Here is a 14,191-nt window from a genome sequence, read left to right on the forward strand (position 1 = left end):
CATCAAAGTAAGTTATGAGTTATTTTTTGTCATTATAGCACATGGTAATTTACAAGTCATTAGATTTTCGTAAAGTTGTATTTTCAAGCCGTTTTCTGTTTTTTCTTGCCATGTTACAGTTTTTCGAAATTGTAATAAATATGAGTGGAGGAGTGGTAGTCGTGGAAATGCGTGATTTTTCTAATTCATTGATGAATCAAGTGGGTGTCCTTAAAGGAGAAAAAGAATTAACAAATGTTTTTATCGAATGCTTCCTGACGATGCTCCTAGAAGAGAGAAAATTAGAACAACTTAGAGCTGAAATTGATAAAGCTCTCGATAATAGGAACAAAGCGAAATTTATGCAGCTAACAGAAAAAATGAATAAAATCCAACAGGAAATGCTGGCTTTTGAGTAGAATATATGAAAAACTAAGATAGTAAGAGCTATCTTAGTTTTTTTGAGCTGTTTTATAAATTTTCACGAAAAAAAGCCTCGAAAAAAGTTCTGGACAGATTGCTCAAATATGGTAAACTAAATAAAAACATATGTTCGGTGGTGAGGGTATGACACTTCAAATAATTGCTGGTAAAGCAGGAACAGGTAAAACCACTCATTTGATGGATGAAGTAGGCGAAAAAATCAAAAAAACTTCTAAGACGTATATTTTTATCGTCCCCGATCAAATGACGTTTCAAATGGAAACAAGCTTTTTAAATAAACAAAACTTGGCAGGAATGCTAGGGACACAGATTTTCAGTTTTAGTAGGCTTGCTTGGAAAATACTTCAAGAAACTGGTGGCTTATCTAAAACTTTTTTGAGTCAAACAGGTATTGAGATGGTTATTCGAAAAGCTGCTTTAGATCAAAAAGATAAGTTGAAAATTTTCTCTAGAGCTACTTCAAAAAAAGGCTTTTATTCAGAGCTGGCTAAGTTATTCAAAGAAATGAAACAAGAAGAAATTTCTGTAGACGAATTAGAGAAGAGTGCGGCAAATTTATCTACAAGTGTATCTAGCAAAGTACATGACATTTCACTTATTTATCAAAAATATGAAGAATTATTAGCAGGAAAATTCCTTGAAAATGAAGATTATTTGAGACTGTTAGCAGATAAGATTATTGAGAGTGATTATTTAAATCAAACGGAAATAATTATTGACGGATTTACTTCTTTTTCAAAACAAGAGTTAACAGTAATAGAAAAGCTAATGCAAAAATGCGATAAAGTAACAGTATCGTTAACTTTAAACGTACCTGAAATCCATAAAGGTTTGGAAGATTTCAGTATGTTTAAAGCGAGCACTGAAGCATACTTTGCTTTATTAGAGATGGCTAAATTAAATAAAATTCAAGTGGAACCGGAGAAAATTCTTTTAGAAAATAAACGAGCTAACTCTGACTCATTAGCCTTTTTAGCCAACGCTTGGGGAGATAATAAATACTCGTCATATGAAGGGGGAGCAAATGATTTAACCATCCATCAAGCTAATAATAGGCGTGCTGAGATGGAAGGTGTTGCCCGCGAAATTCGGCAATTAGCATTAAACGGCTATAGATACCGAGATATAGCGATTTTGACTAGAAACATCGGTGATTATGATATTTTATGTGAAACAGTAATGGAGTCCTTTGATATTCCTATTTTTATAGACAAAAAACGAGCAATGGCTAAACACCCATTTATTGAATTTATTCGTTCTAGTATTGATGCAATTTTATTTAATTGGAAATATGAACCAATTTTCCAAGCAGTTAAAACAGAATTTTTCTTTGATGTGGCTGAAAATGCGACTATTATGAGAAGAAAAGCAGATATACTTGAAAATTATGTGCTCGAAAACGGCATTCAAAATAAGTGGAAATGGGAAAAAGAAGGCGATTGGATTTATCGTAAAATTCGAGGACTTTCTACCAATGTCTTGCCACAAACAGATGAAGAATTAGCAACCCAAAGTGTTATTAATGAAATGAGGAATCTTATAGTTGAGCCTCTTTCAACATTAGAAAATAATATAACAAAAGCAAAAACAGGCATAGAGTTCGCCATGGCTCTATATCATTATTTGGAGCAAGTTAAAGCTGTAGAACATTTAGAATCATGGAGACAAGTAGCAGAAGAAAATGGTTATTTGGAACTTGCTAGAGAACATGAACAAGCTTGGAGTTCAATATCAGAACTGCTAGATGAATTTGTAGAAGTTTTAGGTGAGGAAGAATTAGATGTTAATAGTTTTTCTGAAATAATTACGACGGGCTTGGATGCGCTAGAATTTTCTTTACTACCACCTTCTTTAGATCAAGTAGTTTTAGCTGAAATGGAAAATGCAAAGTTGCTTAACATGAAAGTTATTTTTGCGATTGGAATGAATGATGGCGTAATGCCACTACGTCAAAAAGATAAAGGGATTTTGTCAGATCAAGATCGCGACTCTTTGCGAGTAGAAAATAGCAATTTAAAGCCATCTGCTAAAAATAACATTGGTGAAGAAGATTTATTAGCCTATAAAATAATGAGTTTGCCAAGCGACAAATTATTTCTTAGTTATCCAGCTGCAGATGAAGAAGGGAAAGTTCTTAACGAGTCGAATTATCTAAGAAAAATAAAAGGCCAATTCAAAAATTTAAATGAATCGGTTTATTTAACTGACCCAAGTTTACTGAATGATAAAGAACAAAGTAGTTATATTCGCTCTAAACAAGCTACACTGGGCTTATTAACGAGTCAATTACAAATGTATAAACGTGGTTATCCTTTATCAAATGTATGGTGGGATGCTTATAATAGTTATTTTGAAGATAGCAAAGAATCTGAGGCAGCAAAACAAGTACTTTCAAGCCTTTATTATGAAAATAAAACCAAACCACTCCAAGAAACAACTGCTAAAAACCTATTTGGTGAAAATATTCATGCAAGTGTTTCGCGGATGGAGAAGTTTTTTAGTTGTGAGTTTCAACACTTTGCGCAATATGGCTTGAAATTAGAAGAAAGAGCTCATTATAAGCTACAAGCTGTAGACATGGGAGAAATTTTCCACGGGGCGATGGAATGGATTTCCGCTGAATTAAAACGAACTAACCGAGATTGGGGTAATTTAACGGAAGAAGAATGTAGGCAAATGGCTAAACTTGCGATGACATTTTTAGCTCCGAAGATTCAACATGAAATTTTATTAAGTTCAAAACGGATGGAATATATTCAATATAAATTACTCCAAATTATTACAAGAGCTACTACGGTTTTAAACGAACAAGCGAAAAGCAGTGCGTTTCGTCCAATTGGTTTAGAGGTGGATTTTGGTTTGAAAGGAGATATTCCGCCTTTAAAAATTCCATTACAATCAGATAGCGAACTTCTTTTACAAGGACGTATTGATAGAATTGATGCAGCTGAACAAGATGATCGTACTTTCCTTCGAATCATTGATTATAAATCTAGTTCACATGATTTGGCTCTTACTGAAGTATATTACGGGTTGGCTCTTCAAATGCTGACTTACTTAGACATAGTTGTAACAAATGCGCAAAAAATGATAGGTAAAACTGCTGAGCCTGCTGGGGTTCTGTACTTTCATATGCATAATCAATATGTCCAAGCAGAGAAAGAATTGAGTGATGAAGCAATTGCTCGAGAACTGCAAAAAAGTTCCAAAATGAAAGGCTTAATTTTATCGGATCCTGTGGCTGTTTCGCTTATGGATACAAATCTGGAAAAAGGAAAGTCTTCTAATATTATTCCAGCTGAAATTAAGCAAAACGGAGAGTTAAGCGCCCGTTCCAGAACCGCGACTAAAGCAGAGTTTGATAAAATGCGCCGATTTGTAAGACAAAAATATCAGGAAGCAGGAAATAAAATACTAGATGGAGCTGTGTCCATTAATCCTTATAAATTAAAAGAAAAAACACCTTGTCAATTTTGTGGATTTCGCTCATTTTGTGGATTTGATCCATCCTTAGCGAGTAATCAATATAGACATTTAACAAATGAAAAAACAGAGACGATTTTAACAAAAATGGATATAGAAGGAGGGACGCAGTAGCATGAGCTTAAATATACCAAGCAAACCAGAAGATGCTTTATGGACTGATGACCAGTGGAAAGCCATCCAAGCAAATGGGAACAATATTCTTGTAGCAGCTGCTGCGGGCTCTGGTAAGACAGCTGTTTTAGTTACAAGAATCATTGAAAAACTAATAAATGAAACAGAAAATCTAAACGTTGATGAATTGTTAATTGTAACTTTTACCAATGCTTCAGCTGCAGAAATGAAGTATAGAATAGGCAAAAGTTTAGAAGAAGCATTAGTGCAAAATCCGGAATCTGCACATTTGAAAAAACAAGTCGCCTTACTAAACTATGCCTCCATCTCGACTTTGCATTCATTTTGTTTGGAAATCATTCGAAAACATTATTTTGAAGCCGACATTGATCCTAATTTCCGTTTGATTGAACCCATCGAAAGCAGTATGATTCGCGATGAAGTTTTAGAGGACCTGTTAGAAAAAGAATATAGTATAGAAAATAATGAGGACTTTTTTCATCTAGTTGAATCGTTTACTGGGGATAGATCTGATGCTGAGTTGCATACGCTAATCTCGAAACTTTATGATTTCTCTAGAGCAAATCCAAACCCGGATTTATGGTTAGAACAAATGGTAAGCTTTTACGATACACAGGCGATTACTTCTATCACGGAATTACCTTATTTTCCAATTATTAAAGAAGATATTCAACTTAGAATTAATCAAGCTAAAAGTTACTTGTTAACCGCCATAGACTATGCAAATGAAAATAATGGACCAGCTCCTTATTTAAGCACATTAGAAAATGATTTAGCACAAATTAACACTTTATCAAGTATTAGCTGGGATAATTGGCAAGATGTGAAATTTGGCTTTGAGAGCATTGATTTCAAACGAATACCTGCCCTTAAAAATAAAGCTGATTTTGATGAAGAATATGTAGAAGAAGCAAAAAAATTCCGTGATGCTGCAAAAAAAGAAGTGAAAAATGTTTTAATAGATTGGTTTTCAAGAGAAGAAGAAAATTATTTAAGTGATTTAGAAAAAATGAAACCAGATATTAAAACGTTAAGCGAATTAGTGAAAAAATTTGCTGAAAACTTTTTTGAGGAAAAGCAACAACGTGGGGTATTAGACTTTAATGACTTAGAACATTTAGCTTTAAAAATCCTCTTAAAAAATGGCGCGCCCTCTGATGTGGCAAATAGTTATAAAAAACAGTTCAAAGAAGTATTAATTGATGAATATCAAGATACTAATATGGTACAAGAAACTATTCTTTTGCTTGTCACTAATTCGAATGATACAAAAGGAAAATTGTTTATGGTTGGGGATGTAAAGCAATCAATTTATCGCTTTCGATTAGCGGAACCAACTTTGTTCATGGCAAAGTATCAAGAATATCAGCAAGACGGAGAAGGCAGCGGAATACGAATAGATTTATCTCAAAACTTTAGAAGTAGGAAAGAAGTTCTTGATGCTACTAACTTTATTTTTCATCAGTTGATGGATAAACATATTGCAGAAATCGATTATGATGAGGCGGCTGAGTTAACTTTAGGGGCTAGTTTTCCTGAAGCTAACAATATGGCAACAGAACTTTTGTTAATTGATATGAAATCAGAAGAAAAAGAATCTGAGGATGAATTATCGCCACAAGAGTTGCAAAAAAATCAAGTTGAATCAAGAGCTATTGCGACAAAAATTAGAGAAATGATAGATAATAAGTTTCCAATTTATGATAAAAAGTTACAACAAAATAGACCAATTCAATACAGAGATATTGTTATTCTAGCAAGAGCTATGACGAGTGCGCCAGATATGGAAGAAGCAATGAAAATAAAAGATATACCTTTCTATGCCAATAATAATTCTGGTTATTTCGAAACGACTGAAGTAGCAACAATGATTGCACTAATGAAAGTAATCGATAATCCATATCAAGATATTTCACTAGCAGCAGTTCTACGTTCTCCAATAATCGGTTTAAATGAAGAAGAATTAGGACAAATTCGGATGGCGAAGAAAAAAGGCTATTTTTTTGATGCGATGCTAGCTTATAAAGATATTACAGTTTCGGATGCAGCAAATAAAATTAGTCGTTTTATAACACAATTAAACAATTGGCGTGAACTGTCTATTCGGGAAAATTTGACTGCCTTAATTTGGCAAATCTATCAAGAAACAAACTTCTATGAATTTGTAGGCGGGTTGCCAGGCGGGAAACAACGTCAGGCTAATTTACGCGCTTTGTATGATCGTGCGAATCAATATGAAAAAACTTCTTTCCGAGGGTTATTCCGTTTTGTGCGTTTTGTTGAGCGATTAGAAGTTCGTGGAGATGATCTAGGTACAGCAAAAACGCTAGGTGAAAAAGAAGATGTTGTGCGTATGATGACGATTCATGCAAGTAAAGGTTTGGAGTTTCCGGTAGTTATAGTTTCAGGATTAAGTAGAAAATTTAATATGCGTGACATTTATAATAAAACACTTTTAGACAAAGACTATGGTTTTGCTTCTAATTATCGAGATATAGAAAAGATGATTGTCTATCCAACTATCATGCAACAAGCGATTAAGCAAAAAAAATCCCGAGAAATGATTGCGGAAGAAATGCGTGTTTTATACGTTGCACTTACTCGTGCGGAAGAAAAACTAATTTTAACTGCAACTGTTCCAGATTTTGAAAAAACAAGTAAAAATTGGTTACAAGTAAGTAACCAACAAGAAACTATTTTACCCGCAGCAATTCGAGCAAAAGCGAAGTGTTATTTAGATTGGATTGGAAATGCTACAATCCGCCACAGCCATTTTAAAGAATTATTGTGCGAAGAAAAGATTAAAACACTGCCAACTGATATGAAGCTTCAAGTTGAAATTAAAACGAAAGAAATGTTCCTAACTGATGACTTGGAAAAGGAAAAATCAGATAACTGGATGGAGAATGTAAAAGCACATAAGCAAGTGCCAGTTAAAAGTCCATATAAGGATGAAATTGAGCGTTTTATGCATTACCAATATAAAGATGAGGAAGCCACTGGAATTCGTGCTAAGCAGTCTGTGACAGAGCTTAAAAGACAATTCTCTTTGCAAGATAGTTGGAGTGATACATCTATCCTAAAAGAATTCCAAAAAGTATCTTTAGACCGACCTAAATTTTTGCAACAAAACAAGTTGTCAGCTACGGAAATTGGGACGGCAATGCATACGTTAATGCAAGCTGTACCATTAGATGATAAACCGACCGAAAAAGATTTAGTCTCATTATTACAATTAATGAGAGAAAAAGATATTCTTACAGAAGCTCAAATTAAAGCTATCAATGTTAATCAAATTATTGCGTTCTTTGAATCAGCTCTAGGAAAAACCGTTTTGCAGAAAAAAGATAAAGTGAAGCGTGAAGTTCCATTCAGTTACTTACTTCCTGCAGCAAAATTATACAATCAAACAAATCTTGATGAACACGTGCTCATTCAAGGTGTTGTTGATAGCATGATTGAGGAAGAAGACTCCATTATTTTAATCGATTACAAGACAGATAAAATTGAAGGACGATATGATAACTGGGAAGCCGCTGAGAAAGTAATGAAGGAACGGTATCAAATTCAAATTAAACTTTATGCGGAAGCTATTCAAGCAATTAGTAGGAAAAAAGTTTCTCATGCATATTTATATTTTTTCGACGGACAACATATTTGCCAAATAAACATAGAGGAAGGTATTTAAATGAAATGGTTAAGCTATTCTTATAAAGGGCAACATAATTACGGTGCTTTAGTAAATGAAAATAAAATTATTCCTGCACAAGCTATCTTTCAAGATCCGCCAGCTACTTTATTAGATGTTATTAAAGAAAAGCCTGCTGTTCAGGACATAAAGATGACAAAGGAAAGTATTGACCTAGCAGATGTAGAAATCCAAATACCTTTTATGCCTCCTAACAATATTATCGCAGTGGGAAAAAATTATTATAATCATGTATTAGAAATGGGAAGTAAAGAGGATGTGCCTGAACATATTCTCGTTTTCACCAAAAGTGCGAATAGCTTATTGCCACATCATGGCGAGATTGAGTTGCATCAAGATATAACAAAAAAACTAGATTACGAAGGCGAACTAGCGGTTATAATTGGAGAACAAATTAGAGATGTATCTGAAAGTGAAGCTTTAGCATCTGTTTTTGGGTTTACTATTTTGAACGATATTACAGCTAGAGATTTGCAGAAAAAACATAAACAATTTTACATTGGGAAGAGCCTTGATGCTAGTTGTCCAATTGGGCCGTATGTACTTGAATATCAACCTAAAGAAGAAACGATTTTCCATATTGAAACAAAAGTAAACGGTGAAGTAAGACAATCTGATTCTACAGAAAAATTCATTTTCAATTTAGCGAAAATTATCTCTGATTTATCAAAAGGTCATACTTTACTTCCAGGGGATATAATTGCAACGGGGACTCCGAGTGGTGTAGGGAGCGGGATGAATCCTCCGACCTTTTTACAAGACGGAGATACAGTGGAAATTACAATTGATAAAATTGGTACTTTAATGAATACAGTTAGAAAATCTTAATAGGGAAGAAGGAAGTATTATGTGGGGATATGTACATTTAATTTCTTGGGTAGCAATTGTTGTTTTAACCGTCACAGCGTTACTAATCTATTCAAAATCTGTTAAAGGATTTACCATGTTACAAATGATTAACCGAGTTTTTTATATTTTAGTCATATTAAGTGGGATTATGATGGTGCAGTACAGTGTGAAAGAAAGCTGGATTTTAGCTATATTTAAAATCTTAATGGGCATTATTGTAATTGGTGTGGTGGAAATGTTGCTTAGTTATAGAAAACAACAAAAGCCAACGGGAATGTTCTTAATGATTTTCATTATAGTTGTAGTAATAACCGTATCACTGGGCTTTTATTTATCAGGCGGTTATCCATTATTTAATTAAAAATCAAAAAAATAATAAAAAAGACTTCTCTTTTCTCTAGAAAGTTGGTATGTTATGTTAGGGCCAAAAAAGGAGAGAAGAAAATGAGTTCAAAATTAGTGTATAAAGAATATGCTAAAAAAACCGCTATTGCAATCATAGCAGCACTTTTAAATGCAATTGGTATGAACTTCTTTTTAATACCAGCTCAAGTTTATGCTGCTGGATTAAATGGGGTTGCGCAATTAGGATCAGACATGTTACGTGATACAATGAATATTTCGATTTCGACAGGGTTACTTGTTCTGTTGTTAAATATTCCCGTTGCTATTTTAGGTTGGTTAAAAGTAGGGAAATCCTTTACTGTTTTTAGCTTTTTAACTGTTGCTTTTATGTCTTTTTTCTTAATTGTTATTCCGGAAGTACAAGTTTCAAATGACATTTTACTTAATGCGATTTTTGGAGCATTAATTGCTTCTGTAGGTGTTGGGTTAGCATTGAAATTTGGGATTTCGACAGGCGGGCTAGATATTTTAGCTATGTATATTACAATTAAAACAGGGCGTTCATTTGGGAAGTATTTCTTACTGTTAAACGGTATTATCATTATTGTGGCAGGATTTGCTTATGATTGGACTTTTGCTCTTTATACGTTAATTTCTTTATATGTACAAAGTAGAGTAATTGATATTATTCACACTAGACATCAAAAGCTAACTGTGATGATTATGACTCAGCATTCTGAAACAGTTATTAAAGCTATCCATGAAAATATGGTACGAGGAATAACAGTAGTAGATGCGATGGGTGGATATTCAAAACAGGATGTTGCTATGCTAATCATGGTTATTACGCGTTATGAGCTATATGACATTACACATATTGTTGGAGAATTTGACCCTAAAGCATTTATTAATGTCATGGAAACTTCGAGTGTATTTGGAGATTTCCGTTCAGAAGCAGACCAAAAATTAGCACTAGCTATGTATAAAAATAAAATGATGTAAAAAAAGCTGCAAAGTCATGGTTGAAACAAAAAATTAGAGATTCTAACTTTTGTAAGGCCATACTTGCAGCTTTTTATTATAGGTTTAAGTTTTCTTCTAGATATAAAGCGATTCCGTCATCCTGGTTAGATGCGGTTACAACATTTGCGACGTTTTTCACGGATTCAGCGGCATTACCCATTGCAACGCCAACGCCAGCATAATCAAGCATCTGTAAATCATTCGTTTCGTCACCGAAAGCGATAATATCTTTACGGTCGAAGCCAAGTGTTTTTGCAGCGGCTTGGACACCGATTGCTTTATGAATGCCAAACTTGATAATTTCTACAGCTGGCCAAGCAGACGCTCCCCAAGTATGGTGAGAAATAACGCCAGAAAGTGATTCATCTAAATGTTTACTAATTAAATCTAGTTGATCAAGTTGACCGAAAAATAATAGCGATGTAGCATCTGATGTAATGGCGTCGCGAATATTTCCAAATACAATATTTTCTGTTCCTAAATGGAATGTCTCTGGTACACTATTATTGCGTTCTTTCAAAAAGACATTATCCTCTACTTCAGCCGCAATATTATCTAGCGCGAAATCATTGGAGAAATCAAGCAATTCTCGAACTACTTGTAAATCAATTGCGTGATGATAGCCTTCAGCGAAAGTAGTGAGTCTTGGATGATGATAAACAGCACCGTTAAAATTTACAATAGGTGTAGTTAATTCAAGCTCATGATAATACGAGCCACTAATGCGGTATGGGCGTCCTGTTGCGATCATTACTTCGTGACCGGCCATTCGTGCTTTTTCTAATGTGTTTTTAGTATGCGAGGAGATAGTTAAATCATCTCTAAGTGTTGTGCCATCAAGGTCTAGTACGATTAATTTTTTAGACATAGTTTGCTCCTTTAATTCATATGGTTAGTTCATAACTGCCCTTCATGCTAAAATAAGGGCACAGGTTAATGATAGACGTTTATTACCTATTTGTAAATGATTCCGTTCTTTACAATAACTCAATAAAACCTATAGAAATGAGGCTTCACAATGATTCAAGTAGAAAATGAACTAATTGCGGGAATTCCAGTTTTACATATTAGTAATCGTGAAAATGCAGAAAAAGAGTTACCGACTATTATTTTTTATCACGGATTCACTTCACAAAAAGAACTTTATTTACATTACGGGTATTTGCTTGCACAACGAGGTTTTAGGGTAGTTTTACCTGATGCTAAGTTACACGGGGAACGTCTTCAAGGCGCGAATCCGGAAGATCAAGCTACTTATTTTTGGGATGTTATTGAAACGAATATTACTGAATTTCCGCTCATTACAGAGGAATTAATTAAAACAGGAAAAACAGATGCCAACCGTATTGGTGTTGGAGGAGTGTCGATGGGAGCAATTACATCCCTTGGTTTACTCGGACAATATGATTATATTAAAGTGGCAGTTAGTTTAATGGGAAGCGCTTATTATGTTGACTTTGCTAAAGAATTATCTAAATATGCTTTGGCGCAGGGATTAACTTTTCCTTATGATGTTGATGAACGGATTTTAGCTTTACAAAAATACGATTTAACCCAAAACATTACGAGAATTAATAACCGCCCATTGTTACTTTGGCACGGGAAAAAAGATGATGTAGTTCCCTTTGCGTACAGTGAAAAACTATATCAGACATTGGTTGAAGAGAGCTTAGCAGACAATGTCGAATTTATTATTGATGATAATGCAAAACACAAAGTTTCAGTTGAAGGAATGCTACAAGGAGTTAGCTTTTTTGAGAAATTCTTATAATGAAAATCATTCTCATATATGATACAATAAATGTACAAAATTGCAAAAAGGAGGCATATGCTTCATGGATGAGCAACTAAAAGAAAATCTAATGGGCGCGCTGGAACAAGTAATTGATCCGGAGCTTGGAATTGATATTGTAAACATTGGACTTGTATATGATGTTGAGTTAGATGAAGATGGGCTTTGTACCGTATCAATGACGCTTACGACGATGGGCTGTCCACTTGCAGGGATTTTAACAGAGCAAGTGCAAATGGCATTAAGTGATATCCCAGAAGTAAAAGATACGAATGTGAATCTTGTTTGGAATCCACCTTGGACGAAAGATCGTATGTCACGCTATGCAAAAATAGCACTTGGTATACGTTAAATTAAATAAAATTAACAGGTAGGGCGTATGTTGCGTCGTGCCTGTTATTTTTATACGAATGAATCGAGGAATTTTAAATGAACTATGAACTAATAAGTGATTATAAAGACAATAAAATGTACCGTGATAGCTTTAATAAACTTGCAGAAAGTACGTTTGATATTAATTTTGAAGAATGGTTTCAAAAAGGGTTTTGGAATGATAAATATATTTGTTATTCTTATGTGGATAAAAATGAAATCATTGCGAATGTTTCTATCAATAAAATGGATTTGATTTATCAGGGGAAGGATTGCAAGGCGCTTCAAATAGGCACAGTAATGACTCATCCAGAGTATCGCGGCCAAGGGCTTATGAATCAGTTATTGAATCACGTAATTACTAAGTATGAACATGACTATGATTTTCTTTATCTTTTTGCAAATGATTCTGTGCTTGATTTTTATCCGAAGTTTGGATTTGAGCGAGTGGAAGAGAGTAGTTTTACCGTGGATGCTAGTAGTCTAAAAAAGAAATTTTCCAAAATAAAAAAGCTGAATCCCGATAATAAAACCGATTTCCAGCTAATTCAGCGTATTGTATCCGAACGAGTACCACTTTCTAGTACGCTTGATGTGAAAAATAGTGAAGACTTGCTTATGTTTTATTTATTGATAGCTTTAAAAAATGATATTTACTATATAGAAGAAATAGATGCAATTGTATTATTTGAGCGAGAAGAGACGGACTTATATGTATTAGATATTCTTAGTGTCAAAAAACTAGATGTGGTGGAAGTTTTAAGTTATTTGCTTAGTGACGGAATCATGACGATACATCTCTTATTTACGCCTGAAAAAGATACGCGTATTGATGCGGCTTATATTATCGAGACAGAAGATATATTGTTTGTGCGTCCGAAAATCCTTACAAGTGAATCTTATTTCTTATTTCCAGCTACGTCTCATGCTTAAGCTAGCTGATTTTCTAATTTTGTTAGGCGTTTTTCTAAGTTTTGTTGATGTTTATATTGTTCAATGATTCTTTTGGCTAGTTGTAGTTCGGCTTGGGCAGTCATTAAATGGTCTTGTCCATGAATTAATAAAAATGACGGGTGTGCTACGGTTTCAGTGTCGCGAATCGAGACTAGTTTTGTTTGCCAAACGTGACCTTCTTGAAACTGTTCTTGGGCCATTTGTAAATGCTTGTCTGCCTGATCAAATTGGTATTTTTCAGCATAATCAATTGCTTTATATGCTTCTTTACGTGTGTTTCCCCCATGTAAAATGAGTTTTACAACAGCTTCTTCTACTTGAATTTCCATTTTTCCACCCCAACAGTTGATTGTTTTCTTTTATTGTAGCAAATGGCTGAACGGTATGACAATAAATTAGCAATAAATCAGCCTATGGAAGGATGTATTTCATTTCGTTGCGCGTATAATGAGATGTAGAAAAAGGTGTGGAGGGATTAAAATGGAAGAACGTTTGTATGAACTAGAAGATAAAGTGCAGGATTTAGAGCTAGAAGTACACGATTTACGTGAAAGAATTCAACTACTCGAAGATAGACCAGCTGCTCGTCCTAGCCTGATTGGACACAATGTATGGGTTTTAATTCCATTAGTCGCTATTTTTTCATGGATGATTGTTGAAATCTTTGGTTAAAAGGAGCCTATAATAGTCTCCTTTTTATTTATAAAAAATTATTTTATACAAAAGTATGCGATAATAGTAAAGCTTTTCTTGTTTTTTTTAAGTTCGTCACAAAAAATCTATATTTATTTACTTGCTTTTTTTGAGAAGAATAGTAAAATAAGTTATAGGATAGAGTTTTACCTCGATGAAAGTTTCATTTTATAAATGTGATTTTCATGGGGATAAGACCCTATCATGGTTATAATGACTTTTGGTGTATCCATCTTCCAATAGAATGGCAACTAGTCAGACATCTGTTTAGACACCAAAATCATTATTTGTTTTCATTCATCTCATTGGCCGTGTAGTTTATGTCTATGCCTCATCCCGTTATGCATAGACGACCGAACATGATGGCAACGCTGGAAATGTTTATTTCGAGCGTCTTTTTTTGTCTTCTTTTA

The 14,191-nt window shown here is 34.1% G+C and carries 12 protein-coding genes and 1 pseudogene; 11 read left to right on the forward strand and 2 right to left on the reverse strand.

The window, feature by feature from the left end:
• Positions 1-41: 41 nt before the first annotated feature.
• The 6 genes from AC4PG0_RS07460 (at position 42) to AC4PG0_RS07485 (ending at position 9,946) form a co-directional block, all read left to right on the forward strand.
• A complete protein-coding gene (locus AC4PG0_RS07460; protein WP_077904838.1) occupies positions 42-398 on the forward strand; it encodes an IDEAL domain-containing protein in 357 nt (118 codons plus the stop codon).
• Between the two features lie 148 nt (positions 399-546).
• Positions 547-4,020 (forward strand): helicase-exonuclease AddAB subunit AddB, encoded by a 3,474-nt coding sequence (gene addB, locus AC4PG0_RS07465; RefSeq protein ID WP_492167725.1) that lies wholly within the window; start codon positions 547-549, stop codon positions 4,018-4,020.
• A gap of 1 nt (position 4,021) precedes the next feature.
• Positions 4,022-7,729, forward strand: coding sequence for a helicase-exonuclease AddAB subunit AddA (addA, locus tag AC4PG0_RS07470; protein WP_492167724.1), 3,708 nt, complete (start codon positions 4,022-4,024; stop codon positions 7,727-7,729).
• The gene (locus AC4PG0_RS07475) at positions 7,730-8,578 is read left to right on the forward strand and encodes a fumarylacetoacetate hydrolase family protein (protein ID WP_492167723.1); all 849 of its coding nucleotides are present in this window, start codon (positions 7,730-7,732) and stop codon (positions 8,576-8,578) included. It abuts the gene before it with no gap.
• 19 nt (positions 8,579-8,597) lie between these two features.
• Positions 8,598-8,960 (forward strand): YisL family protein, encoded by a 363-nt coding sequence (locus tag AC4PG0_RS07480; RefSeq protein ID WP_003769902.1) that lies wholly within the window; start codon positions 8,598-8,600, stop codon positions 8,958-8,960.
• Between the two features lie 83 nt (positions 8,961-9,043).
• Positions 9,044-9,946: a YitT family protein gene (locus AC4PG0_RS07485; protein ID WP_010991142.1), complete on the forward strand. Its 903-nt coding sequence runs from the start codon at positions 9,044-9,046 to the stop codon at positions 9,944-9,946.
• Positions 9,947-10,022: 76 nt separating this feature from the next.
• On the opposite strand, the gene AC4PG0_RS07490 is transcribed toward AC4PG0_RS07485, so the two are convergent.
• A complete protein-coding gene (locus tag AC4PG0_RS07490; RefSeq protein ID WP_003763644.1) occupies positions 10,023-10,835 on the reverse strand; it encodes a Cof-type HAD-IIB family hydrolase in 813 nt (270 codons plus the stop codon).
• Positions 10,836-10,985: 150 nt separating this feature from the next.
• Between AC4PG0_RS07490 and yjfP the strand changes: the two genes are divergently transcribed.
• The 3 genes from yjfP (at position 10,986) to AC4PG0_RS07505 (ending at position 13,064) form a co-directional block, all read left to right on the forward strand.
• Complete coding sequence (gene yjfP / locus AC4PG0_RS07495; protein ID WP_112120263.1) at positions 10,986-11,738, forward strand: esterase; 753 nt, start codon at positions 10,986-10,988, stop codon at positions 11,736-11,738.
• Positions 11,739-11,802: 64 nt separating this feature from the next.
• Positions 11,803-12,111, forward strand: coding sequence for a metal-sulfur cluster assembly factor (locus AC4PG0_RS07500; RefSeq protein WP_003763640.1), 309 nt, complete (start codon positions 11,803-11,805; stop codon positions 12,109-12,111).
• Between the two features lie 77 nt (positions 12,112-12,188).
• A complete protein-coding gene (locus AC4PG0_RS07505) occupies positions 12,189-13,064 on the forward strand; it encodes a GNAT family N-acetyltransferase (RefSeq protein ID WP_045552958.1) in 876 nt (291 codons plus the stop codon).
• Here AC4PG0_RS07505 and AC4PG0_RS07510 read toward each other — a convergent pair.
• Positions 13,061-13,414: a PTS sugar transporter subunit IIA gene (locus AC4PG0_RS07510; RefSeq protein WP_003763637.1), complete on the reverse strand. Its 354-nt coding sequence runs from the start codon at positions 13,412-13,414 to the stop codon at positions 13,061-13,063. The two genes, AC4PG0_RS07505 and AC4PG0_RS07510, sit on opposite strands and share 4 nt — an antisense overlap.
• Before the next feature lie 151 nt (positions 13,415-13,565).
• Between AC4PG0_RS07510 and AC4PG0_RS07515 the strand changes: the two genes are divergently transcribed.
• Together AC4PG0_RS07515 and AC4PG0_RS07520 are read left to right on the forward strand one after the other, a co-directional pair.
• Positions 13,566-13,757: a hypothetical protein gene (locus AC4PG0_RS07515; RefSeq protein WP_003763635.1), complete on the forward strand. Its 192-nt coding sequence runs from the start codon at positions 13,566-13,568 to the stop codon at positions 13,755-13,757.
• A 26-nt stretch (positions 13,758-13,783) separates the two neighbouring features.
• Positions 13,784-14,095: pseudogene (locus AC4PG0_RS07520) on the forward strand (hypothetical protein).
• Positions 14,096-14,191 lie beyond the last annotated feature (96 nt).

Source organism: Listeria sp. MAN/IMW/UF464 (assembly GCF_058683955.1).

What these genes read in the sequence shown, in the direction of transcription:
- AC4PG0_RS07505 (WP_045552958.1), top strand. Translation starts at nt 12,189, where the DNA reads ATGAACTATGAACTAATAAGTGATTATAAAGACAATAAAATGTACCGT.
- AC4PG0_RS07480 (WP_003769902.1), top strand. Translation starts at nt 8,598, where the DNA reads ATGTGGGGATATGTACATTTAATTTCTTGGGTAGCAATTGTTGTTTTA.
- addA (WP_492167724.1), top strand. Translation starts at nt 4,022, where the DNA reads ATGAGCTTAAATATACCAAGCAAACCAGAAGATGCTTTATGGACTGAT.
- AC4PG0_RS07460 (WP_077904838.1), top strand. Translation starts at nt 42, where the DNA reads ATGGTAATTTACAAGTCATTAGATTTTCGTAAAGTTGTATTTTCAAGC.
- addB (WP_492167725.1), top strand. Translation starts at nt 547, where the DNA reads ATGACACTTCAAATAATTGCTGGTAAAGCAGGAACAGGTAAAACCACT.
- AC4PG0_RS07510 (WP_003763637.1), bottom strand. Translation starts at nt 13,414, where the DNA reads ATGGAAATTCAAGTAGAAGAAGCTGTTGTAAAACTCATTTTACATGGG.
- AC4PG0_RS07490 (WP_003763644.1), bottom strand. Translation starts at nt 10,835, where the DNA reads ATGTCTAAAAAATTAATCGTACTAGACCTTGATGGCACAACACTTAGA.
- AC4PG0_RS07515 (WP_003763635.1), top strand. Translation starts at nt 13,566, where the DNA reads ATGGAAGAACGTTTGTATGAACTAGAAGATAAAGTGCAGGATTTAGAG.
- AC4PG0_RS07475 (WP_492167723.1), top strand. Translation starts at nt 7,730, where the DNA reads ATGAAATGGTTAAGCTATTCTTATAAAGGGCAACATAATTACGGTGCT.
- yjfP (WP_112120263.1), top strand. Translation starts at nt 10,986, where the DNA reads ATGATTCAAGTAGAAAATGAACTAATTGCGGGAATTCCAGTTTTACAT.
- AC4PG0_RS07485 (WP_010991142.1), top strand. Translation starts at nt 9,044, where the DNA reads ATGAGTTCAAAATTAGTGTATAAAGAATATGCTAAAAAAACCGCTATT.
- AC4PG0_RS07500 (WP_003763640.1), top strand. Translation starts at nt 11,803, where the DNA reads ATGGATGAGCAACTAAAAGAAAATCTAATGGGCGCGCTGGAACAAGTA.